16 protein-coding genes and 1 riboswitch are annotated in these 20,050 nt (G+C 72.2%); of the genes, 6 read left to right on the top strand and 10 right to left on the bottom strand.

The genetic code is table 11. From position 1 onward, the window contains the following. Positions 1 to 34 precede the first annotated feature (34 nt). Entirely contained in the window at positions 35 to 2,095 is a 2,061-nt protein-coding gene (locus tag ACFY30_RS29545) for a BTAD domain-containing putative transcriptional regulator (protein WP_390848200.1), read from the top strand. A gap of 60 nt (positions 2,096 to 2,155) precedes the next feature. On the opposite strand, the gene ACFY30_RS29540 is transcribed toward ACFY30_RS29545, so the two are convergent. The 4 genes from ACFY30_RS29540 to ACFY30_RS29525 form a co-directional block, all read right to left on the bottom strand. Then, positions 2,156 to 2,803 (bottom strand): thymidine kinase, encoded by a 648-nt coding sequence (locus ACFY30_RS29540; protein ID WP_390661866.1) that lies wholly within the window; start codon positions 2,801 to 2,803, stop codon positions 2,156 to 2,158. Between the two features lie 58 nt (positions 2,804 to 2,861). Next, positions 2,862 to 4,106, bottom strand: a complete 1,245-nt coding sequence (locus ACFY30_RS29535; protein WP_390848199.1) for an alkaline phosphatase family protein — start codon at positions 4,104 to 4,106, stop codon at positions 2,862 to 2,864. Next, on the bottom strand, positions 4,106 to 4,702 hold the full coding sequence (locus ACFY30_RS29530) for a DUF5998 family protein (RefSeq protein ID WP_390661964.1): 597 nt from the start codon (positions 4,700 to 4,702) through the stop codon (positions 4,106 to 4,108). Before ACFY30_RS29530 ends, ACFY30_RS29535 begins: the two co-directional genes overlap by 1 nt. 287 nt (positions 4,703 to 4,989) lie before the next feature. Further along, a complete protein-coding gene (locus tag ACFY30_RS29525; RefSeq protein ID WP_390848198.1) occupies positions 4,990 to 7,830 on the bottom strand; it encodes a GNAT family N-acetyltransferase in 2,841 nt (946 codons plus the stop codon). 179 nt (positions 7,831 to 8,009) lie between these two features. Between ACFY30_RS29525 and ACFY30_RS29520 the strand changes: the two genes are divergently transcribed. After that, on the top strand, positions 8,010 to 8,291 hold the full coding sequence (locus ACFY30_RS29520) for an HPr family phosphocarrier protein (RefSeq protein WP_030021209.1): 282 nt from the start codon (positions 8,010 to 8,012) through the stop codon (positions 8,289 to 8,291). 216 nt (positions 8,292 to 8,507) lie between these two features. Here ACFY30_RS29520 and ACFY30_RS29515 read toward each other — a convergent pair whose 3' ends face one another. From ACFY30_RS29515 to ACFY30_RS29500, 4 genes are all read right to left on the bottom strand, one after another. Further along, positions 8,508 to 9,194, bottom strand: coding sequence for a GntR family transcriptional regulator (locus ACFY30_RS29515; protein WP_390848197.1), 687 nt, complete (start codon positions 9,192 to 9,194; stop codon positions 8,508 to 8,510). A gap of 188 nt (positions 9,195 to 9,382) precedes the next feature. Beyond that, positions 9,383 to 10,126 (bottom strand): M23 family metallopeptidase, encoded by a 744-nt coding sequence (locus ACFY30_RS29510; RefSeq protein ID WP_390848196.1) that lies wholly within the window; start codon positions 10,124 to 10,126, stop codon positions 9,383 to 9,385. A 14-nt stretch (positions 10,127 to 10,140) separates the two neighbouring features. Continuing rightward, positions 10,141 to 10,302: riboswitch (cyclic di-AMP (ydaO/yuaA leader) on the bottom strand. A gap of 224 nt (positions 10,303 to 10,526) precedes the next feature. Then, complete coding sequence (locus ACFY30_RS29505) at positions 10,527 to 11,915, bottom strand: M16 family metallopeptidase (protein WP_390848195.1); 1,389 nt, start codon at positions 11,913 to 11,915, stop codon at positions 10,527 to 10,529. After that, a complete protein-coding gene (locus ACFY30_RS29500) occupies positions 11,912 to 13,261 on the bottom strand; it encodes a M16 family metallopeptidase (RefSeq protein WP_390848194.1) in 1,350 nt (449 codons plus the stop codon). The genes ACFY30_RS29505 and ACFY30_RS29500 overlap by 4 nt, the downstream gene beginning before the upstream one ends. A gap of 328 nt (positions 13,262 to 13,589) precedes the next feature. Here ACFY30_RS29500 and ACFY30_RS29495 point away from each other — a divergent pair, with 328 nt between their 5' ends. Beyond that, positions 13,590 to 16,043, top strand: coding sequence for a DNA topoisomerase (ATP-hydrolyzing) subunit A (locus ACFY30_RS29495; RefSeq protein WP_390848266.1), 2,454 nt, complete (start codon positions 13,590 to 13,592; stop codon positions 16,041 to 16,043). Here ACFY30_RS29495 and ACFY30_RS29490 read toward each other — a convergent pair. Continuing rightward, positions 16,040 to 17,104: a CobW family GTP-binding protein gene (locus tag ACFY30_RS29490; protein ID WP_390848193.1), complete on the bottom strand. Its 1,065-nt coding sequence runs from the start codon at positions 17,102 to 17,104 to the stop codon at positions 16,040 to 16,042. The genes ACFY30_RS29495 and ACFY30_RS29490 overlap by 4 nt on opposite strands. Before the next feature lie 322 nt (positions 17,105 to 17,426). Here ACFY30_RS29490 and ACFY30_RS29485 point away from each other — a divergent pair, with 322 nt between their 5' ends. From ACFY30_RS29485 to ACFY30_RS29475, 3 genes are all read left to right on the top strand, one after another. Continuing rightward, a complete protein-coding gene (locus ACFY30_RS29485) occupies positions 17,427 to 17,984 on the top strand; it encodes a DUF6082 family protein (protein ID WP_390848192.1) in 558 nt (185 codons plus the stop codon). 237 nt (positions 17,985 to 18,221) lie between these two features. Further along, positions 18,222 to 18,461: a hypothetical protein gene (locus ACFY30_RS29480; RefSeq protein ID WP_390848191.1), complete on the top strand. Its 240-nt coding sequence runs from the start codon at positions 18,222 to 18,224 to the stop codon at positions 18,459 to 18,461. 7 nt (positions 18,462 to 18,468) lie between these two features. Then, positions 18,469 to 18,702 (top strand): hypothetical protein, encoded by a 234-nt coding sequence (locus ACFY30_RS29475; RefSeq protein WP_390848190.1) that lies wholly within the window; start codon positions 18,469 to 18,471, stop codon positions 18,700 to 18,702. Positions 18,703 to 18,755: 53 nt separating this feature from the next. Here the strand turns inward: ACFY30_RS29475 and ACFY30_RS29470 are convergent, their stop codons facing one another. Continuing rightward, positions 18,756 to 19,946, bottom strand: a complete 1,191-nt coding sequence (locus tag ACFY30_RS29470) for a citrate synthase (RefSeq protein WP_390848189.1) — start codon at positions 19,944 to 19,946, stop codon at positions 18,756 to 18,758. Positions 19,947 to 20,050 lie beyond the last annotated feature (104 nt).

The raw sequence follows: 20,050 nt of genomic DNA, 5'->3' as shown, positions 1-20,050 counted from the left end.
CTCGGGCGCGTCGGGGGGATTCATGGGGGGACGCATGGAATTCCGTGTGCTGGGACCGGTGGAGGTGTGGGGAGCGGGACGGAGACTCCCGTCCTTCGCGCGCAAACCGACCGCGCTGCTGGCCGCGGGGCTGGTCGACGCCGGCCGCGTGGTACCGGTGGACCGGCTGGTGGACGCCGTGTGGGGGGAGGATCCGCCGGCCACCGCCGCGAAACTCGTCCAGAGCTATGTGGCGGCCCTGCGCCGGGTGCTGCACCGGCCGGGCAGCGCGCCGGTGATCGTGACCCGGCCCAGCGGTTATCTGTTCCAGCCGGAGGCGGAGAAGCTGGATCTGTGGCTCTTCCAGAACCTGGTCGAGCGCAGCCGGCTGGAACGGGAGCGGAGCCGGCACACGGCGGCTGCGGACACGCTGGAGCGGGCGCTCGGCCTGTGGCGCGGCCCTGCCCTGGGCGGCGCGAGGAGCCCGGCGCTGCGGGTGGAGGCCACCCGGCTGGAGGAGATGCGGACCGCCGCCGCCGAGCAGCTGATGGACGCAAGGCTCCAGGCCGGCGGCGGCGCGGAACTGATCGGTGAGCTGACCCGGCTGGTGTCCGGTCATCCGCTGCGGGAGCGATTACGGGGGCTGCTGATGGTGGCCCTCTACCGCGCGGGACGCCGGGCGGACGCCCTCGCCGTGTACCGGGACAGCAGCCGGCTGCTGCGCCAGGAACTGGGAGTGGAGCCCGGCCCAGAACTGACCGATCTGCACGCGCAGTTGCTGGCCGCCGACGCGCTCGGCCCCGGCAGCCGCCTCCCCCGGCTCACCCCGGAACCGGCCGTGGTCACCGTCACCGGCGGGCTGCGGACGCCCCGGCAGCTGCCCGCCGCGGTGGGCTGTCTGACGGGCCGCCGGGCGGAGACGGAGCGTCTGGTCACGGCGCTCACGCGGACCGGCGGCTCCTCTGAGGAGGTCCCCGGCCAGGTCTGTGTCGTGCACGGGATGGGCGGTGTCGGGAAGACGGCCCTCGCCCTGCACGTCGCCCACCGGGTGGCGGCGTCCTTTCCCGACGGGCAGCTGTACGCCGACCTGCGCGGCGCCGACCCGGCACGGTCCGCCCACCCGGGTGAGGTCGTCGCGGAGTTCCTGCGGGCGCTGGGCGTACGGGCGGAGCAGGTACCGGGCGGACTCTCCGAACGCACCGCGCTCTACCGCACCGTGCTCGCCCGCCGTCGGGTCCTGGTGGTCCTGGACGACGCCGCCGGGGACCGCCAGGTCCAGCCGCTCCTGCCCGGGTCCGGCGGCAGTGCCGCGCTGGTCACCGGCCGCCGGCACCTGACCGGTCTGGATGCGTCGGCACGGGTCGGGCTGGGAGCGCTCGGTCCGAGGTCCACGGTCGAGCTGCTGGGGAGCCTGGTGGGAGCCGACCGGGTCGCCGCGGAACCGTCCGCCGCGCTCGACATCGCGCGGCTGTGCGGTGGGCTGCCGCTCGCGATCCGCGTGGCGGGTTCCCGGCTCGGCGCCCGCGGCCGGTGGCCCCTCGCCGGCCTGGCCGCACGGCTGCGGGACGAGCACCGCAGGCTGGACGAGCTGCGCACCGGCGACCTGGACGTGCGCACCGCGATCGCGCGCAGCTACCGGGGACTGTCCGCGCCGGAACGTCTGGCCTTCCGGCGCCTGGCCCTGCTGGGACCGGTCGACCTCGCGCCCTGGCTCGGCTCACCCCTGCTCGGGGTCTCCCTCGCCGAGGCCGAACAACTGGTCGAGGCGCTGGTGGAGGCCCATCTGCTGGAGATGCCGGCTCCCGACGACACCGGCCGGATCCGCTACCGGTTCCACGAACTGGTACGCCTGTACGCCGAGGAACGGGCGTGCGCCGAGGACTCCGCGGCCGACCGCTGGGCCGCGATCGAACGTGCCGTGCGACTGTGGCTCACCCTCGTCCGCCACGCCGCGCACCAGGAGCCACAGCCGGGCCGCGTCTCCCGGGCGCCGGACGACGACGAGCGCGAGTGGGGCAGACCGGCGGAACGGCCACGCCGCCTGCTCGACCGTCCCGGCCCACCGCCGCCCCGGCACACGGACGGCTTCCTGCCGAGCGGCGCGGCTCTGCGGTGAGGCCGGCTTGCACGCGGTCCCTGCGGTCGGGCCGGGGTCCGCGCGGCTTGCGGAGCGGGCTCAGAAGGGCGGGACCGGAAGGACGTCCGGCGAGAGGGCCCCGGCGCGTGCGGAGGCGCTCGTCATGCGGCGGCGGTGGTGCCGGCGGCACAGGACCTCGTAACCGATGGTGTCCGCCTGGTTGACGTCGCCGACGACGACCTGCGCGCCCTCGACGACCATGACACCGCCCACCGTGCGGGCGTTGTGCGTGGCGCGGGCTCCGCACCAGCACAGGGCCTCGACCTGGAGGACCTCGACCCGGTCGGCGAGTTCGACGAGCCGCTGGGAGCCGGGGAACAGCTTGGAGCGGAAGTCGGTGGTGATGCCGAAGGCGTACACGTCTATGCCGAGGTCGTCGACCACGCGCGCGAGCTGGTCGATCTGCTCCTCGGCGAGGAACTGGGCCTCGTCCGCGATCACGTAGTCCGCGCGGCCGCCCTGGGAGAGGTGGTCGACGAGGTACGCGTACAGGTCCTGGCCGTCCTCGACCTCGACCGCGTCGGTGACCAGGCCGAGGCGGGAGGACAGCTTGCCCTGGCCGGCGCGGTCGTCGCGGGTGAAGATCATGCCCTGCAGGCCGCGCGCGGAGCGGTTGTGCTCGATCTGCAGAGCCAGCGTCGACTTCCCGCAGTCCATGGTTCCGGAGAAGAACACCAGCTCGGGCATGGTGAGGTGAGCACCTTTCGGTGAGTGGGGAGGGGACGAGGACGGCGGGGGCCTGGCTTCAGGAGCGTACTTCGAGCAGGGGGACGAGCTGCTCGGCAGGGGTCATGGAGCCGTGGTTGCCGACCATGGCCGACTCCTTGGGCTCCCGCTCGGAGGCGATGATCAGGACGTCGTCCCGGGCGGCCGCGATCACGTCGCCCAGGCGGTGGTACACGCGTTCGTCGATCTGCGGCCCGAACCAGCCCGCGGCGATCGCCTCGTCCCGCGAGGCCACCCAGAACTGCTCGCCCAGCACCTCGCGCCAGCAGGTCAGCACGTCGTTCTCGGCGCCCGGTACCGCGTAGACGTGGCGGGCGCGGCCCTCGCCGCCCAGCAGGGCGACTCCGGCGCGCAGCTCCCAGTCCTCGTCGAAGTCGATGCGGTGCTGCTCGTCGAAGGGCACGTCGACCATGCCGTGGTCGGCGGTGACGTAGAGCGCGCTGCGCGGCGGCAGCTGCTCGGCCAGGCGCTGGACGAGCCGGTCCACGTACATGAGCTGGCCGCGCCAGGTGTCGGAGGCGACGCCGTAGCGGTGGCCCGCGCCGTCCAGTTCGGCGTAGTACGTGTAGACCAGGGAGCGGTCGCCGGCCGCGAGCTGCTCGGCGGCGAGGTCCATGCGTTCCTCGCCGGTCAGCCGCCCGTGAAACGTTCCGCCGCTGAGCGCGACCTTCGTCAGCGGGGTGTTCTGGAACGCGGGCGACGAGACCTGCGCGGCGTGCACACCGGCGGCGTCGGCGAGCTGGAAGACCGTCGGGTACGGCTGCCAGGGGCCCGGCGCGGTCCACGGCTGCCACCGGAGCTGGTTCATCAGCTCGCCGGTGGCCGGGTTGCGGACGGTGTAGCCGGGCAGTCCGTGGGCGCCCGGCGGGAGACCGGTGCCGACGGAGGCGAGGGAGGTCGCGGTGGTCGCCGGGTAGCCGGCGGTGAGCGGGCGTCCGGTGCCGCCGCGCGAGCTGCCGAGGAGCGCGTGCAGGTACGGCGCCTCGTCCGGGTGGGCCTTGATCTGCTCCCAGCCGAGGCCGTCGATCAGGAAGACGCAGTTGCGGTCGGCCGGGGTGAGCTCCGGGATCGCCGGGGTCATACCGGGTACGCCGAGGCCCGCGGCCAGCGTGGGCAGCAGGTCGGCGAGGGAGCCGGAGCCGTATGCGGGGACGGGGGCGGAGGACACGTCAAGGATCTCCACGTCGTCCCAGGCGGACTCGGCGGAGGCGGGATCGGCGGGGCGCCCTCGGTCATGGGCGGCGGGGGGCGACGGGTGGGACATCAGCGGGACAGGTCCGCGGTCGCCTCGGAGAGCGCCTGGGCGAAGGCGAGCGCCTGGCGCACCGTCTCCGGGCCGTCGCCCGCCTCGCTGACGCGCAGACTGAGGTCGTCCGCCGTCGAGTTGCCCGTGTAGCCGTGGTCGGCGTCGCAGTTGGGGTCGCCGCAGGCGGCCGGCTCCAGGTCGATGCGGGAGACGGCGCCCCAGCCGATGGTGAGCACCACCTCGCGCGGCAGGGTGCCCGGCGTGTACGACTCGGGGTTGGCGACCACGCGGCTGACGACGACCGAGGAGATCCGGCCGAGCTTCACGGACTCCGTGGAGGTCGTGGCGTACGGCGTCGGGGAGGTGGTGTCGGCGGCCTGCTCGTCGGTGTGGCTGACGATGAAGCGGTTGCCGGTGAGGACCAGCACGGTCACATGCCGGCGCACCTCGTTCTGGTCGAACGTGGTCTCCTGGTGGACCAGGTACGACCGGATGGGCTCGCCGCCCACAGCGGCCTCCACCGCCTCGGCCACGAGGGCCGGGTAGTAGCCGCTCCGCTCGATCGCCGCGCGCAGCCCCTGGGTCGTCGTACTGGTCTTGGCCATGCCGTCCATCCTACGGGGACCCACTGACTGCGAGGCACCGCTCGCGGGTGCTTCCCCGCCTCCGTCGGCATGCGCGCGGCCGGTCCCGTCGCCCTTCCGGACGCGCGCCCACGAGCCGGATCCGGACGGCCGGGCGGCCGCACCCACGGGGCTGCCCTCCGGCCGGGCGCGGTGTCCTCGCGCCGGTGCCTCGGGACGGCCTCCCGGACGGTCTCCGGACGTTCCGCGGCCACGAGGCGGGGCACCGGCTCGGCGCCGCCCCCGTCCGGGCCGAGGGCGATCACCGGCGGCGTCGTTCAGTAGGCCGGCAGTGTCCGCGGGCCGAGATCGTCGCGGGCCGGGGGCGGGGCGAGGCGGACCGAGGCGCCGAGCACGCTCAGACCGTGCGGGGCGACGACGACCGGCTCCAGGGTGACCGCGACGACCTCCGGGTGGTCGTCGACCAGGCGGGAGACACGCAGGAGGAGTTCCTCCAGGGCGGGGGTGTCGACGGGGGTGGAGCCGCGCCAGCCGAAGAGGAGGGGGGCGGTGCGGATCGAGCGGATCATGGACGTCGCGTCGCGGTCGGTGACCGGGACCAGGCGGTGGGCCATGTCGCCGAGCAGCTGGGAGGCCGCCCCGGCGAGCCCGAAGGACAGTACGGCTCCGGCTGCCGGGTCGATGACCGCGCGGACGACCGTGTCGACCCCACGCGGGGCCATCGCCTGGACGACCGGACGGAGTTCCTCCGGCTTCCCGAACAGCTCGGTCAACTCGGCGTACGCCCGCCGCAGTTGCTCTTCGTCGGCGAGGTCGAGGCGTACGCCGCCCAGGTCGGCGCGGTGCCGCAGGTGCGGGGCGGTGGCCTTGAGGGCGACGGGGTAGCCGAGGGCACCGGCGGCCCGCGCCGCGTCGTCCGGGGTGGGCGCGGGGAGGGCCCGGCGGGTGTGGACGCCGTAGCGGCCGAGCAGCTCGCAGGTCTCCTCGGTGCCGAGGGTGAGGCCCTGGCCGCGCGAGAGGAGCCCCTCGATCAGCCGGGCGGCGCCCTTCTCGTCGATGTCCTCGTACTCGGGCACCTTGCCGGGGTCGGCGGCCTCGCGGCGCCACTGCGCGTACTTCACCGCTTCGGCGAGGGCGCGCACGGCCCGCTCGGCCGCGGGGTAGGCCGGGATGAGGTGGGCGCCCTCGGGGGCCGCGACGGCGGCGGGTCCCTCGGGGATGTCGCCGGCGGCCGGCGGCTGCGTCCCGCCGTCCGCCGCCGCGCCGCGCGCGCGTGCGGTCGCGCCGGAGCGCGGTGCGGTGCTCGTGGCGGCGGACAGGGCGGCCGCGAGACCGCCCAGTTCCACATGGACGACGAGCACCGGCTTGGCGGGGGCCGCGGCCGCGGCCGAGCGCAGTGCCTCGGCGAGCGCCGCGTCGCTCGGCGAGGCCTCACCGATCGCCGGTATCGCCGTCACCACGACCGCGTCGCAGGTCTCGTCGGCGAGCGCGCGGGCGAGCGCCGCGTGGAAGTCCTCGGCCGACGCCTCCGTGGTGAGGTCCAGCGGCGGCAGCGGACGCAGGCCCTCGGAGAGACAGGCGTCGTAGGTCAGCAGCCCCAGCGACTCGGAGTTGCCCAGGATCGCCACCCGGGGCCCGGTCGGCAGGGGCTGGCGGGCGAGCAGCAGCCCTGCGTCGACCAGTTCGGTGATGGTGTCGACGCGGATCACGCCGGCCTGGCGCAGCAGCGCCGAGACCGTGGCGTGCGGGAGCCGGGTCGCGCGTACGGCGTGGCCCTGCGGGGCGGAGCCGGAGCCCTGGACGACGACCAGGGGCTTGGCCGCGGCGGTACGCCGCGCGAGGCGGGTGAACTTGCGCGGGTTGCCGATGGACTCCAGGTACATCAGGGCGACATCGGTGTCCGGGTCGTCGTACCAGTACTGCAGGACGTCGTTGCCGGAGACGTCCGCGCGGTTGCCGGAGGAGACGAAGGTGGACACGCCGGTGACACCGGTGACGCCTCCGCCGCGGCGGTGCAGGCGGGACAGCAGGGCGATGCCGATGGCGCCGGACTGGGCGAACAGGCCGATGCGGCCGGGGCGCGGCATCTCCGGGGCGAGCGAGGCGTTGAGCCGCACCTGCGGGGAGGTGTTGATGAGGCCGAAGGCGTTGGGGCCGACGATCCGCATGCCATACGCGCGTGCGTGCCGTACGAGTGCGCGCTGGCGCTCGCGCCCGTCGGGGCCGCTCTCGGCGTACCCGGCGGAGAGGACCACGAGTCCCTGGACGCCGTGTTCGCCGCATTCGGTGACGACCTCGGTCACGTGCTCGGCGGGTACGGCGACGATCGCGAGGTCGACGGGGCCGGGGATGTCGCGCACGGAGCGGTGGGCGGGGACCCCGTCGAGCTCCTTGAGGTCTTCGGGGAACGCCCGGTTCACGGCGAACAGGGGTCCGGTGAAGCCCGCCTGCCGGAGGTTGCCGAGGACGCCGCGGCCGACGCCTCCGGGGGCGCGTCCGGTGCCGATCACGGCGACGGAGCCGGGCGCCAGCAGCCGCCGTACGGAGTGGGACTCGGCGCGCTGTTCCCGCGCGCGCTGCACGGCCAGGGAGCGTTCGGTGGGTTCGAGGTCGAACTCCAGGCGGACGACGCCGTCCTCGAAGCTGCGCTGCTGGGTGTAGCCGGCGTCCGTGAACACCTTGATCATCTTGGTGTTGGCGGGGAGCACCTCTGCGGCGAACCGGCGGATGCCGCGCTCGCGCGCGACGGCCGCGATGTGTTCGAGCAGGGCGGAGGCGACGCCGCGCCCCTGGTGGGCGTCCTGGACGAGGAAGGCGACCTCGGCCTCGTCGGCGGGTGCGGAGGCGGCCATGCCGTCGGCGCCAATGCGGTCATAGCGTACGGTTGCGATGAACTCGCCGCCGACCGTGGCCGCGAGTCCCACCCTGTCCACAAAGTCGTGGTGCGTGAAGCGGTGGACGTCCTTGGCGGACAGTCGCGGGTAGGGCGCGAAGAAGCGGTAGTACTTCGACTCGTCCGAGACCTGCTCGTAGAAGCTGACCAGGCGCTCGGCGTCATCAACGGTGATGGGGCGGATGCGCGCGGTGCCGCCGTCGCGCAGCACCACGTCGGCCTCCCAGTGGGCGGGGTACTCGTGCCGGTCCGAGGCGCTCTGCATGGGGCCCAGAGTACGGCTCGCGTCCGACAACGGCGCGAGGCAGTCTGTGGGAGGACGGTCGCCGGATCGAGGCCGCGATCCGGCGACCGCCCGAGGGACGGGCCGTTCGACCCGTTCCTCCCACGCTTCACGTGTGGAACACTGGTCTAGACAACCTGAACCCCGAAGGGCAGCAACACATGGCTGAGCGCCGCGTCAACGTCGGCTGGGCCGAGGGCCTCCACGCCCGCCCCGCCTCCATCTTCGTCCGAGCCGCCACGGCCGCAGGCGTCCCGGTGACGATCGCCAAGGCTGACGGCAACCCCGTCAACGCGGCCTCCATGCTGGCCGTCCTCGGCCTCGGCGCCCAGGGGGGCGAGGAGATCGTCCTCGCCTCCGACGCCGAGGGCGCGGACGCCGCCCTCGACCGGCTGGCGAAGCTGGTCGCCGAGGGTCTCGAGGAGCTCCCCGAGACCGTCTGAGTCACACACGAAGCCGCGTCACCCTCTCGGGTGGCGCGGCTTCGCCGTTTTTCGTACGGATTTTCGCGGCAGCGCTGTGGAATTACCCGCGGCATAACCGGAAACCCGCCCCCGGGCACACGAAGAGCACGCCACCGGGAATTCCGGGCGCGCGCGGAAAGGGGCAGCGGAAATACCTCTCCGCCGAATATCCCTTCTTTGTATACGGCCCCCGTGTTAATGCCGCAGGCCCGTCATGTTTACGGGAGGTTGCGAAGTCCTCACACGGTCCGCGCCGCCGGAGAAACGCAGCCGGTGCGCCGCCGTCGCCCGCTCGGTGTGCAGAGCCGTGACCGTCCGCGCGCGCTCCTGGTCGCCGCGCGCCACCGCGTCCACGATGGCGCCGTGTTCGGCCCAGGACTCCGCGGGGTTGGCCGGCGCCTCCACGGCGTACATCCAGGCGATCTTGTGGCGCAGCTGGGTGAGCATCGACGTCAGGGCCTGGCTTCCGGAGGCCTGGGCGAGCGTCTCATGGAACCAGCCGCCCAGGGAGCGCAGATCCTCGCTGTTGCCCCTCCTGGCCCGCTCCTGGCCCAGCCGGACCAGACCGCGCAGCACCTTCAGATGGGCCTCGGTGCGGCGCTGGGCGGCCCGCGCGGCGCCGAGCGGCTCCAGGAGCATGCGCATCTCCAGCAGGTCGGCCGCCTCCTGCTCGGTCGGCTCCGCGACGCACGCGCCCGCGTGGCGCCGGGTGACGACGAAACCCTCGGCCTCCAGGGTGCGCAGTGCCTCCCGGACGGGGACGCGGGAAACTCCGTAGCGGCGGGCGAGGAGTTCCTCGGTGAGGCGGCTGCCGCGCTCGTAGACACCCGCGACGATGTCGTCCCGGATGGCCGTGCACACCGAGTGCGCCGGAATACGCATGACCGACCTCCGCCTTAATCCCCGTGAAACGTCGACGATTGACGTGTGTTCCGTGACTCTATTGCAATGAGCCGGAATTTCCGATGGCGGACCGGAATCCAGGGATATTTTTTGGACAGCGGGGGGTCGTAAACGGCGAAAGCCCCGGCCACGCGGGCCGGGGCTGGACGATCTGTCGCCGTGTGTCGTCAGACGTTCACACCGTGCTGGCGGAGGTAGGCGACCGGGTCGATGTCCGAGCCGTACTCCGCCGTGGTGCGGGCCTCGAAGTGCAGATGCGGGCCGGTGACGTTGCCGGTCGCGCCGGACAGGCCGATCTGCTGCCCCGGGGTGACCTGCTGCCCCACGGAGACCCCGATGGAGGACAGGTGACCGTACTGGGTGTAGGTGCCGTCGTTCATCTTGATGACGACCTGGTTGCCGTACGCCCCGCCCCAGCCCGCCTCGACGACCGTGCCCAGGCCGACCGCGTGCACGGGCGTGCCGCTGGCGGCGTGGAAGTCGATGCCGGTGTGGCTGCCGGAGGACCACAGCGAGCTGCTGGCCTGGTAGCCGGTGGAGACGTAGGAACCGGTGATCGGCAGCACGAAGGCGTTCAGGCGCTTGCGCTCGGCCTCGCGGGCGGCACGCACGCGTGCCTCGCGCTCCTCCGCGGCCTTCTTGGCGGCGGCCACGCGCGCGGCCTCCTCGAAGGCGGCCTTCTTCTGCACGGCGACCTGGTCGTCGATCTGCTCGGCGACGGACTCGCCGGCGGTGACGACGGGGATCAGCCCCGTCTCCTCGGGCGTGGGCTCGGCGGCGAAGGCCGGGGCGGAGGCGACGGTGGCCATGACACCGGTGGTGGTGAGCGCCGCGACGCTCGCCGCGCGCGCGGTGGTGCGCTGCATCCGGCTGGGGCGACGGTGCTTGCCGGTGGCGCAGGTGAACGCCATGAAGTTGAGCGGTCCTTTCCTTCCTTCTCGCCTACCGGGTTAGCTGACGGGTTCGGAGCAGGAAGGTCTCCTACGGGCCCCCTCGCGTTCGCGCGGGCGTCCGATTCACCCCAGGGACTTCATGGGTCCCCGGCTCCCCTGGCTCGCGCCGTACGGGGACTCGGCGATGACTGTTCGGTGCCGCGGATGCGGCGCACTGCCTGACGAACAGCCCGCATGAAGCTATGCGGCGCCGCTTTCAATCCTCAAACGGATCAGGGTTTTTGTAGCGCATCCCACAGCACAGACAGGCAACCTCTGCCTCAATCCGGACATCTTGCGGCCCTGGTGGCCGTCGCCGTCCACCAGGGCCCGTACGCGCGTGTGCCGTTGGCCTCGGCGGCCGCGGGTCCGGTCGCCGCTACTCCGCCGGCACGACCTTCACCTCGCCGATGCCGAGCGCCTCGACGGCCTCCTCGATCCGGGCGGCGTCACCGACGAGGACGGTCACCAGACGGTCCACCGGGAAGGCGCTCACGGCCGCTGCGGTGGCCTCCACCGTGCCGGTCGCGGCGAGCTGCTGGTACAGCGTGGCCTGGTAGTCGTCCGGCAGATGCTGCTCGACCTGGTCGGCCAGGGTGCTCGCGACGGCCGCGGCGGTCTCGTACTTCAGCGGCGCCACGCCCACCAGGTTCTGCACGGCGACGTCGCGCTCGGCGTCCGTCAGACCCTCGGCGGCGAGGGTGCGCAGCACCTTCCACAGGTCGTCCAGGGCGGGACCGGTGTTCGGCGTGTCGACGGAGCCGCTGATGGCCAGCATCGCGGCGCCCGAGCCGTCCGGCGCGGACCGGAGCACCTGCCCGAAGGCGCGCACCCCGTAGGTGTAGCCCTTCTCCTCGCGCAGGACGCGGTCCAGGCGGGAGGTGAGGGTGCCGCCGAGGCAGTACGTGCCGAGCACCTGCGCGGGCCACACGCGCGCGTGCCGGTCGGCGCCGATACGGCCGATGAGCAGCTGCGTCTGGACGGCGCCGGGGCGGTCCACGATGACCACGCGGCCGGTGTCGTCGGCGGTCACCGGCGGGACGGGCCGCGGCTGGGCCGAGGAGCCCGTCCAGGCGCCCAGGGTGTCGCCGAGGAGCGCGGCCAGGTCGACGCCCGTCAGGTCGCCGACGACCACGGCGGTGGCCGTGGCCGGCCGGACGTGCCTCTCGTAGAAGGCCCGTACGGCAGCGGAGTCGATCTTCTCGACGGTGTCCGCGGTGCCCTGGCGGGGGCGCGACATGCGCGCGCTCGCCGGGAAGAGCTCCTTGGAGAGCTCCTTGGCGGCACGGCGGGAGGGGTTGGCCAGCTCGTGCGGGATCTCGTCCAGACGGTTGCGGACGAGGCGCTCGACCTCGCTGTCGGCGAACGCGGGCGCGCGCAGGGCGTCGGCGATCAGGCCGAGCGCCTTGGGCAGGCGGGAGGCGGGCACCTCCAGGCTGAGGCGGACGCCGGGGTGGTCGGCGTGCGCGTCGAGGGTGGCGCCGCAGCGCTCCAGCTCGGCGGCGAACTCCTCCGCCGAGTGCTTGTCGGTGCCCTCGGAGAAGGCGCGCGCCATGATCGTGGCGACGCCGTCCAGGCCGGCCGGTTCGGCGTCCAGGGGCGCGTCGAGGAGGACCTCGACGGCGACGACCTGCTGGCCGGGGCGGTGGCAGTGCAGAACGGTCAGGCCGTTGTCCAGCGTGGCGCGCTCGGGTGCGGGGAACGCCCACGGCTTGGCCTCGCCCGCCCTGGGCTGGGGGTGGAAGTCCATCGTGGCGAGCTCGGTCACTGGGCCGCCTCCTCGTTCTCGTCCTGGTCGGCGGGGGCTTCGGGGGCGGTCGGCTCGTAGACGAGCACCGCGCGGTTGTCCGGGCGCAGGCGGGCCTTGGCGACCTCCCGCACCTCCTCGGGCGTCACCTCCAGCACGCGCTGGACGGCGGTGAGCGCGAGCTGCGGGTCACCGAACAGAACGGCGAACCGGCACAGTTCGTCGGCGCGGCCGGCCACGGTGCCGAGCCGGTCGAGCCACTCGCGCTCCAACTGCGCCTGAGCGCGCTCCATTTCCTCGGCGGTCGGACCCTCCTCGGCGAACCGGGCGAGCTCCTCGTCGATGGCCGCCTCGATGACGGGCACCTCGACGTCCCCGGACGTCTTCACGTCCAGCCAGCCCAGGGAGGGCGCCCCGGCGAGCCGCAGCAGCCCGAAGCCGGCCGCGACGGCCGTACGGTCGCGGCGCACCAGCCGGTTGTAGAGGCGGGAGGACTCGCCGCCGCCGAGGACGGTGAGCGCCAGGTCGACCGCGTCGCACGCGCGCGTGCCGTCGTTGGGCAGGCGGTAGGCGGCCATCAGGGCGCGGGCCGGGACCTCCTCCTCGACAACCTCGCGCAGCTGCTCGCCGATGACCTCGGGCAGGGAGCCGTCGCGCGGCTCCGGCTTGCCGTCGTGGCCGGGGATGGAGCCGAAGTACTTCTCGATCCAGGCGAGCGTCTGCTCCGGGTCGATGTCGCCGACGACCGACAGGACGGCGTTGTTGGGCGCGTAGTACGTGCGGAAGAACGCGCGCGCGTCCTCCAGGGTCGCCGCGTCCAGGTCGGCCATCGAGCCGATCGGCGTGTGGTGGTAGGGGTGGCCCTCCGGGTAGGCGAGGGCGGTCAGCTTCTCGAAGGCGGTGCCGTACGGAACGTTGTCGTAGCGCTGGCGGCGCTCGTTCTTCACGACGTCGCGCTGGTTCTCCATGGACTCGTCGTCCAGGGCGGCCAGCAGGGAGCCCATGCGGTCGGCCTCCAGCCAGAGGGCGAGCTCCAGCTGGTGGGCGGGCATGGTCTCGAAGTAGTTGGTGCGCTCGAAGCTGGTGGTGCCGTTGAGGGAACCGCCGGCGCCCTGGACCAGCTCGAAGTGGCCGTTGCCCTTGACCTGGGCGGAGCCCTGGAACATGAGGTGCTCGAAAAGGTGAGCCAGGCCGGTACGGCCCTTGACTTCGTGGCGCGAGCCGACGTCGTACCAGAGGCACACCGCCGCGACGGGGGTCAGGTGGTCCTCGGAGAGCACCACGCGCAGGCCGTTGGCCAGGCGGTGCTCGGTCGCTGTCAGGCCCCCGGAGCCTGCCTGGGCTGTGGCCGTGTGACCCATGGGCATGTACGTCCTTCCGATCGCGGACGCGGTCGTGGAAACCGCGCGTTTCCTGCCGGTCCTGTCACTGTATGCAAGCGTGCGGTCGGTCGGCGAAGTTCCCGGAGGCCGTACGCCGAGAGCGAGAAACCGGGAGCGGGGACGCGGGCGGTGATGGCGTACCCTGCGGGCAATCATGGAGGCGGCCCCCCGCACCGGGCCGGCAGCCCTCACGGACCGCCTGCCCTCCGGGCCCGGCGGTCGAAACCGGGTCCTGAGCCCGGTCTGTCAGTGCCACGGTCCACAATGGTCCGCGTCAGATACCGTCCCACGCTTGAGCAAGGAGCCGGCAGCGATGGCCCGCCGCAGCACGAAGACCCCGCCGCCCGACGACTCGTACGAGGAGCGGATCCTCGACATCGACGTCGTCGACGAGATGCAGGGCTCCTTCCTCGAGTACGCGTACTCGGTCATCTACTCCCGAGCCCTGCCCGACGCCCGCGACGGTCTCAAGCCGGTGCACCGCCGCATCGTCTACCAGATGAACGAGATGGGACTGCGCCCCGACCGCGGCTATGTGAAGTGCGCGCGGGTGGTCGGCGAGGTCATGGGCAAGCTGCACCCGCACGGCGACGCGTCGATCTACGACGCCCTGGTGCGCATGGCGCAGCCCTTCTCCATGCGCGTGCCGCTGGTCGACGGCCACGGCAACTTCGGTTCGCTGGGCAACGACGACCCGCCGGCCGCCATGCGGTACACCGAGTGCCGGCAGGCCGCGGCCACGAGCCTGATGACCGAGTCGATCGACGAGGACACCGTCGACTTCGCGCCGAACTACGACGGCCAGGAGCAGGAGCCGGTGGCGCTGCCCGCCGCCTTCCCGAACCTGCTGGTCAACGGCGCGTCCGGGATCGCCGTCGGCATGGCCACGAACATGCCGCCGCACAACCTCGGCGAGGTCGTCGCGGCCGCCCGCCACCTGATCCGCCACCCGAACGCGGATCTGGAAGCCCTGATGAAGTACGTCCCGGGCCCCGACCTGCCCACCGGCGGCCGGATCGTCGGCCTCTCCGGCATCCGGGACGCGTACGAGTCGGGCCGCGGCACGTTCAAGATCCGCGCCACGGTCGCGGTGGAGACGGTGACGGCCCGCCGCAAGGGCCTGGTCGTCACGGAACTGCCGTTCACCGTCGGCCCCGAGAAGGTCATCGCCAAGATCAAGGACCTGGTCGGTTCGAAGAAGATCCAGGGCATCGCCGACGTCAAGGACCTCACCGACCGTGCGCACGGCCTGCGCCTGGTCATCGAGATCAAGAACGGCTTCGTGCCGGAGGCGGTCCTGGAGCAGCTGTACAAGCTGACTCCGATGGAGGAGTCCTTCGGCATCAACAACGTGGCACTGGTGGACGGCCAGCCGCTCACGCTGGGCCTCAAGGAGCTCCTGGAGGTCTACCTCGACCACCGCTTCGACGTGGTCCGCCGGCGCAGCGAGTTCCGCCGCGGCAAGCGCCGCGACCGGCTTCACCTGGTCGAGGGCCTGCTGACGGCACTCGTCGACATCGACGAGGTCATCCGGCTGATCCGCTCCAGCGAGAACGGTGCGCAGGCCAAGGAGCGCCTGATGGAGCGCTTCTCCCTGTCGGAGATCCAGACCCAGTACATCCTCGACACTCCGCTGCGCCGCCTCACCAAGTACGACCGGATCGAACTGGAGGCGGAGAAGGAGAGGCTCAACGCGGAGATCGCGGAGCTGACCCGGATCCTGGACTCGGACGCGGAGCTGCGCAAGCTGGTCTCGTCCGAACTGGCCGCGGTGGCCAAGAAGTTCGGCACCGAGCGGCGTACGGTCCTGCTGGAGTCGTCGGGTACCCCCGCCGCCGTGCCGCTGCAGGTCGCGGACGACCCGTGCCGGGTCCTGCTGTCGTCCACGGGCCTCCTGGCCCGCACGGCGAACGGCGATCCCTTCGCCGAGGACGCGGACGGCAAGCGCACCAAGCACGACGTGATCGTCTCGGCGGTGCCGGCCACCGCTCGCGGGGAGATCGGCGCGGTCACCTCGACGGGCCGGCTGCTGCGGATCAACGTCGTCGACCTGCCTCAGCTCCCGGACACGGCCGCGGCACCGAACCTGTCGGGCGGTGCCCCGCTGACGGAGTTCGTCTCCCTGGAGGGCGACGAGACGGTGGTCTGCCTGATCACGCTCGACGAGTCGTCGCCGGGGCTGGCGCTCGGCACGGAACAGGGTGTGGTCAAGCGGGTGGTGCCCGACTACCCGTCCAACAAGGGCGAGCTGGAGGTCATCACCCTCAAGGAGGGCGACCGGATCGTCGGCGCGGTCGAGCTGCGCACCGGCGAGGAGGACCTGGTCTTCATCACCGACGACGCCCAGCTGCTGCGCTACCAGGCCGCGCAGGTGCGCCCGCAGGGCCGTCCTGCGGGTGGCATGACGGGCATCAAGCTCGCCGACGGCGCGAAGGTGATCTCGTTCACGGCGGTGGACCCGGCGGCGGACGCGGTGGTCTTCACGGTCGCGGGCTCACGCGGCACCTTGGACGACTCCGTGCAGACGACCGCCAAGCTGACGCCCTTCGACCAGTACCCGCGCAAGGGCCGCGCGACCGGCGGGGTGCGCTGCCAGCGGTTCCTGAAGGGTGAGGACTGCCTGTCCTTCGCCTGGGCGGGCCCTGCCCCGGCGAAGGCGGCGCAGAAGAACGGCATGCCCGCCGAGCTGCCGGAGACGGACCCGCGGCGCGACGGCTCGGGCGTCTCGCTGGCGAAGACGGTGGGCGTGGTGGCAGGACCGGTCTAGGCCACTTCCCCGGGATCCCTCGCGTCATCCGGATCCCGTACGTAGCGCAGGACGCCCCACATGGCGTGTTCGTCGGCGTGTGGGGCGTCGCTCCTGCACCCCTCGAGCTCCTTGTCCAGGGCCGGTGCGTCGATGCCGGAGCCGATGAGGACGAGCTGCGTCAGGCGCGGGCCGGCGGCGGGCCAGGGCTCCGGACGGAACCGCAGGAAGCGCCCCACGGCGTGCACGGCGTAGCGGTTGCGCGTGTCGTGGGCTCCGAAGTCGACGTATCCCTTGATCCGGTAGAGCCCCTGGGGCCTGCTGTCGAGGAACGCCATCAGGCGACGTGGGTCCATGGGCGTCCCGGAGGTGAACGAGAGGCTGTCGTAGGCGGTGTGCAGGTGCCCGGCGTGCTCCTCGCCCTCGTCGTGCTCGTGCAGGTCGTCGAACGACAGCTGCCCGACGCGCTCCTCGCCCGGCCTGCAGTCGAAGAGGAACTCCGGGTCGATGCGGCCGTAGGCGGCGGGCACGACCGCGGCGCGGTCGACGAGCGACCGGACGAGCCCGAGGACCCGCTCGCCGTCGGCGGCCCGGTCCAGCTTGTTCACCACGACCAGATCGGCGAGGGCGAGATGCCGGTCGATCTCGGGGTGCTTCGTACGGGTCGCGTCGAACTCGGCGGCGTCGACGACCTCGACGAGCCCGCCGTACACGATCCCCGGGTGCTCGCTGGCGAGCACCATGCGGACCAGTTCCTGGGGCTCGGCGAGGCCGCTGGCCTCGATGACGACGACGTCGATGCCGGCGGACGGACGCGTGAGCCGCTCGAGGTAGACGTCCAGCTCACTGGCGTCGACGGCGCAGCACAGGCAGCCGTTGCCGAGGGAGACGGTGGAGTCGCCCAGCGCGCCGGCCACGGCCATGGCGTCGATCTCGATCGCCCCGAAGTCGTTGACGATGGCACCGATCCGGCTGCCTCCGCTGCGGTGGAGGAGATGGTTGAGGAGCGTCGTCTTGCCGGAGCCGAGGAATCCGGCGAGGACGACGACCGGGATCTGCTGCGGAGTGCGGCTCTGCGTCACCGTGCGACCTCTCTGGCACCTGCGCGTACTCCGGCTCACGGCCCAGGAGCGCGTACGGGGATGGAACGCGCCCCAGGATACGAGCCGGCGGAATCCTCGCCGAAGTGAACGATTGTTAGCTGCACTTGCGGGGCAGACGTCTGGCAAGGCGCCCTGGCGTGCGACCCTCGCTTCCCTCCGTGCGCCTCCCCTCCGCCTCCCCCGCCGATCAGAGCCGCTCGGCACTCTGGGAGACGGCAAGCGCCGCCCACCGCTCGCCGGTCCCCGTCACTCCACCCGCACCCCGACGACCGGCGCACGGCCGCCTGAACCGGGGGTTGACATGGCCACACGGAAGTCTCGGATACGGGGGCTGGGCCCCCTCGCGGCAGCGGGCTTCGGCGTGGCGGCCGGAGCCCTGGTAGCGCTGACCGTGAAGCGGAACGCACTCGGCGATCTGCGCACGCGGCTGGAGCACCTGGAGCAAGGGGTCTCCGCACCGCCCCACGCCAATCTGGCGCATCAGCAGCGGCTGCACTGGGAATTGCTGAGCAAAGCGATCGACAGCCCCGAACTCGCCGAAGTCCTGGACATCTTCGAAGTCACGGCGTCGCCCCAGAAGCGACGCCAATTCCTCTTCGCAAACGCGCTCTACACCAACCTGCTGTTCTACTACCGCATCGGCAACCTCACCCGTGAGGAGTTCCACGGCCGGATGCGGGGTCTGCTGCAGAATCCGATCGTGCGGGAGTACTGGTACGCGACGCAGGGCCAGCGTGCGACTCTGCCGGACGGCTCGGAGGAGGCCGAACTGGGGCGCGTCGTCGACGAACTGCTGCGCCAGCTGGAAGAGGCCGACATGGACGAGTGGTGGGTGGTGGGCGAGCCGCCGACCGAGTAAGGGGCACCCACCTGCAGTTCACGCCGTCGGCGCATAACGAACGAGTGAAGTACGGCGTTGTCCCGGTGGCGGCTGGGGTTCACTCACACGTGATCACGCAGAGCGACTCCATGAGACCGTCGTTCATTCCGGCGGATGACGAAACGCGCCCTACAGGGCTGCCTTCTCGCTCCGCAGCCGCCGTACGCAACTTCACCTCCGTTCAGCCTGTCAGCGTGGAAAGCCAGAGGAATCACAGTGAGTCAGATCATCCGTCGGATCGGTGTGCCCCCCAGCGAGCGGGGGAGCACGGGAGGGGGCAACTGCCCCGACATCTTCGAGTTGTCCGACGGGAACTTCGCCGTCATCGGCACGGACGCCACGGAAGCGCTCGACGGAGGCCTGCCCTCCGACGCCTCGCGCGCGGACTACGAACGCATCGTCGTCGTCACCCGCGAAACGCTGATCCGAGCAAAGGCCGACATCCCGGACGCGTGAGAATCCCATGGGCATAGACATCATCCTCGTCATAGCCGCGGTCATCAGCGCGGCCGGCAGTGCCACTGGCGCTTACGTCGGCATCAGGATGCTCCGCCAGCATTCGAAGGCCCAAGCAGCACCAGCCTCACCGTCGGAGCCCGACCGTTCCGCCCCGAACCCCGACAGAAAGACCGCCGGGCACGCCGAGCCCTTCACCCAGGAGCCCGAAGCGCGCCGCCAGGCCGACCAGTCCCAGTGACGAGCGCCTCTCGGGTCCGGCACCTCTCAAGGTGCCGGACCTTCCGCGCCCCCTCAGACCGCTTTCGGCACCTCCACCGGCGCCCCCGGCCCCACATACCGCGCCACAGGGCGGATGATCTTCGAATCCTGCGCCTGCTCCAGGATGTTGGCGCTCCAGCCCACCACCCGGGCCGCCGCGAAGGTCGGGGTGAACATCTCGCGGGGCAGCCCGCACCGTTCCATGACGACGCCGGCGTAGAACTCGACGTTGGTGTGCAGCTCGCGGCCCGGCTTCAGTTCGGCGAGGATCGACTCCACCCGCCGCTCCACCTCGACCGCGAACTCGACGCGCGCCCCTCCGAACCGCAGCGCGGTCTCGCGGAGCATCCGCGAACGCGGGTCCTCCGTGCGGTAGACGGCGTGACCGAAGCCCATGACGCGCTCACCGGCGAGCACACGCTCCCGGATCCAGGAGTCGATGCGATCGGGGGAGCCGATCGCGTCCAGGGTGTCCAGCGCCCGGCTGGGTGCCCCGCCGTGCAGGGGCCCCGACAAGGCGCCCACCGCCCCCACCAGGCATGCGGCCACGTCGGCCCCGGTCGAGGCGATCACCCTGGCCGTGAAGGTTGATGCATTGAATCCATGGTCAATGGTGGAGATCAGGTACTGCTCGACCGCCCGGCCCCGCTCCGCGTCGGGCTCGGCGCCGGTCAGCATGTAGAGGTAGTTCGCCGCGTACGACAGGTCCTCGCGCGGCTCGACGGGGTCGAGGCCCTTCCCCAGCCGGTACAGCGCGGTGAGCAGGGTCGGCACGGCGGCTGCCGCGACGACGGTGTCCGCTCGGCGCCGGTCCGCGTCGATGTCGTACACGGGCCGGAAGCCGTGCTCCGCGCCCAGCAGTGACAGAGCCGTCCGCATCCCGGCGAGCGGATTCGCCCCGGCGCCGGCCGCCGCGATGGCGGGCAGGGCCGCCGTCACCGCCCGCGGAAGCCGTCGCAGGGCGGCGGTCTCCGCGGCGAAGGCGGCACTGCGCCGCGCGTCCGGCAGATCGCCGTGGACCATGAGGTGCCAGACGTCCTCGAAGGGGCGGGTGTGCGCCAGGTCGACGGCCGAGTACTGGCGGTAGTGGTAGAACCCCTCGCGCCCCCGGACGTCACCGACCTCCGTGTCGGCGACGACGACTCCGGCGAGGCCGCGCGGGGCGTCGAGGAGCGCGGGGGTGGACGGGTTGACGGACGTGGCGCCGGACGACGTGACTGTCATGACTTCCTCCCTGATATTGATTCGACTGTCCATGCTTGACCAAATCTCTGTCAATATTGATTGAATCGATGTTCAGTCAACGCAAACGCTCTGCGGATACGGTG

It is taken from the genome of Streptomyces sp. NPDC000345, assembly GCF_042898825.1.
GTDB lineage: Bacteria > Actinomycetota > Actinomycetes > Streptomycetales > Streptomycetaceae > Streptomyces.
The sequence above is the reverse complement of the archived record's forward strand: the minus strand, read 5'-3'. Positions and strand labels throughout refer to the sequence as shown.

What these genes read in the sequence shown, in the direction of transcription:
- ACFY30_RS29545 (WP_390848200.1), top strand. Translation starts at nt 35, where the DNA reads ATGGAATTCCGTGTGCTGGGACCGGTGGAGGTGTGGGGAGCGGGACGG.
- ACFY30_RS29540 (WP_390661866.1), bottom strand. Translation starts at nt 2,803, where the DNA reads ATGCCCGAGCTGGTGTTCTTCTCCGGAACCATGGACTGCGGGAAGTCG.
- ACFY30_RS29535 (WP_390848199.1), bottom strand. Translation starts at nt 4,106, where the DNA reads ATGTCCCACCCGTCGCCCCCCGCCGCCCATGACCGAGGGCGCCCCGCC.
- ACFY30_RS29530 (WP_390661964.1), bottom strand. Translation starts at nt 4,702, where the DNA reads ATGGACGGCATGGCCAAGACCAGTACGACGACCCAGGGGCTGCGCGCG.
- ACFY30_RS29525 (WP_390848198.1), bottom strand. Translation starts at nt 7,830, where the DNA reads ATGCAGAGCGCCTCGGACCGGCACGAGTACCCCGCCCACTGGGAGGCC.
- ACFY30_RS29520 (WP_030021209.1), top strand. Translation starts at nt 8,010, where the DNA reads ATGGCTGAGCGCCGCGTCAACGTCGGCTGGGCCGAGGGCCTCCACGCC.
- ACFY30_RS29515 (WP_390848197.1), bottom strand. Translation starts at nt 9,194, where the DNA reads ATGCGTATTCCGGCGCACTCGGTGTGCACGGCCATCCGGGACGACATC.
- ACFY30_RS29510 (WP_390848196.1), bottom strand. Translation starts at nt 10,126, where the DNA reads ATGGCGTTCACCTGCGCCACCGGCAAGCACCGTCGCCCCAGCCGGATG.
- ACFY30_RS29500 (WP_390848194.1), bottom strand. Translation starts at nt 13,261, where the DNA reads ATGCCCATGGGTCACACGGCCACAGCCCAGGCAGGCTCCGGGGGCCTG.
- ACFY30_RS29495 (WP_390848266.1), top strand. Translation starts at nt 13,590, where the DNA reads ATGGCCCGCCGCAGCACGAAGACCCCGCCGCCCGACGACTCGTACGAG.
- ACFY30_RS29485 (WP_390848192.1), top strand. Translation starts at nt 17,427, where the DNA reads ATGGCCACACGGAAGTCTCGGATACGGGGGCTGGGCCCCCTCGCGGCA.
- ACFY30_RS29475 (WP_390848190.1), top strand. Translation starts at nt 18,469, where the DNA reads ATGGGCATAGACATCATCCTCGTCATAGCCGCGGTCATCAGCGCGGCC.
- ACFY30_RS29470 (WP_390848189.1), bottom strand. Translation starts at nt 19,946, where the DNA reads ATGACAGTCACGTCGTCCGGCGCCACGTCCGTCAACCCGTCCACCCCC.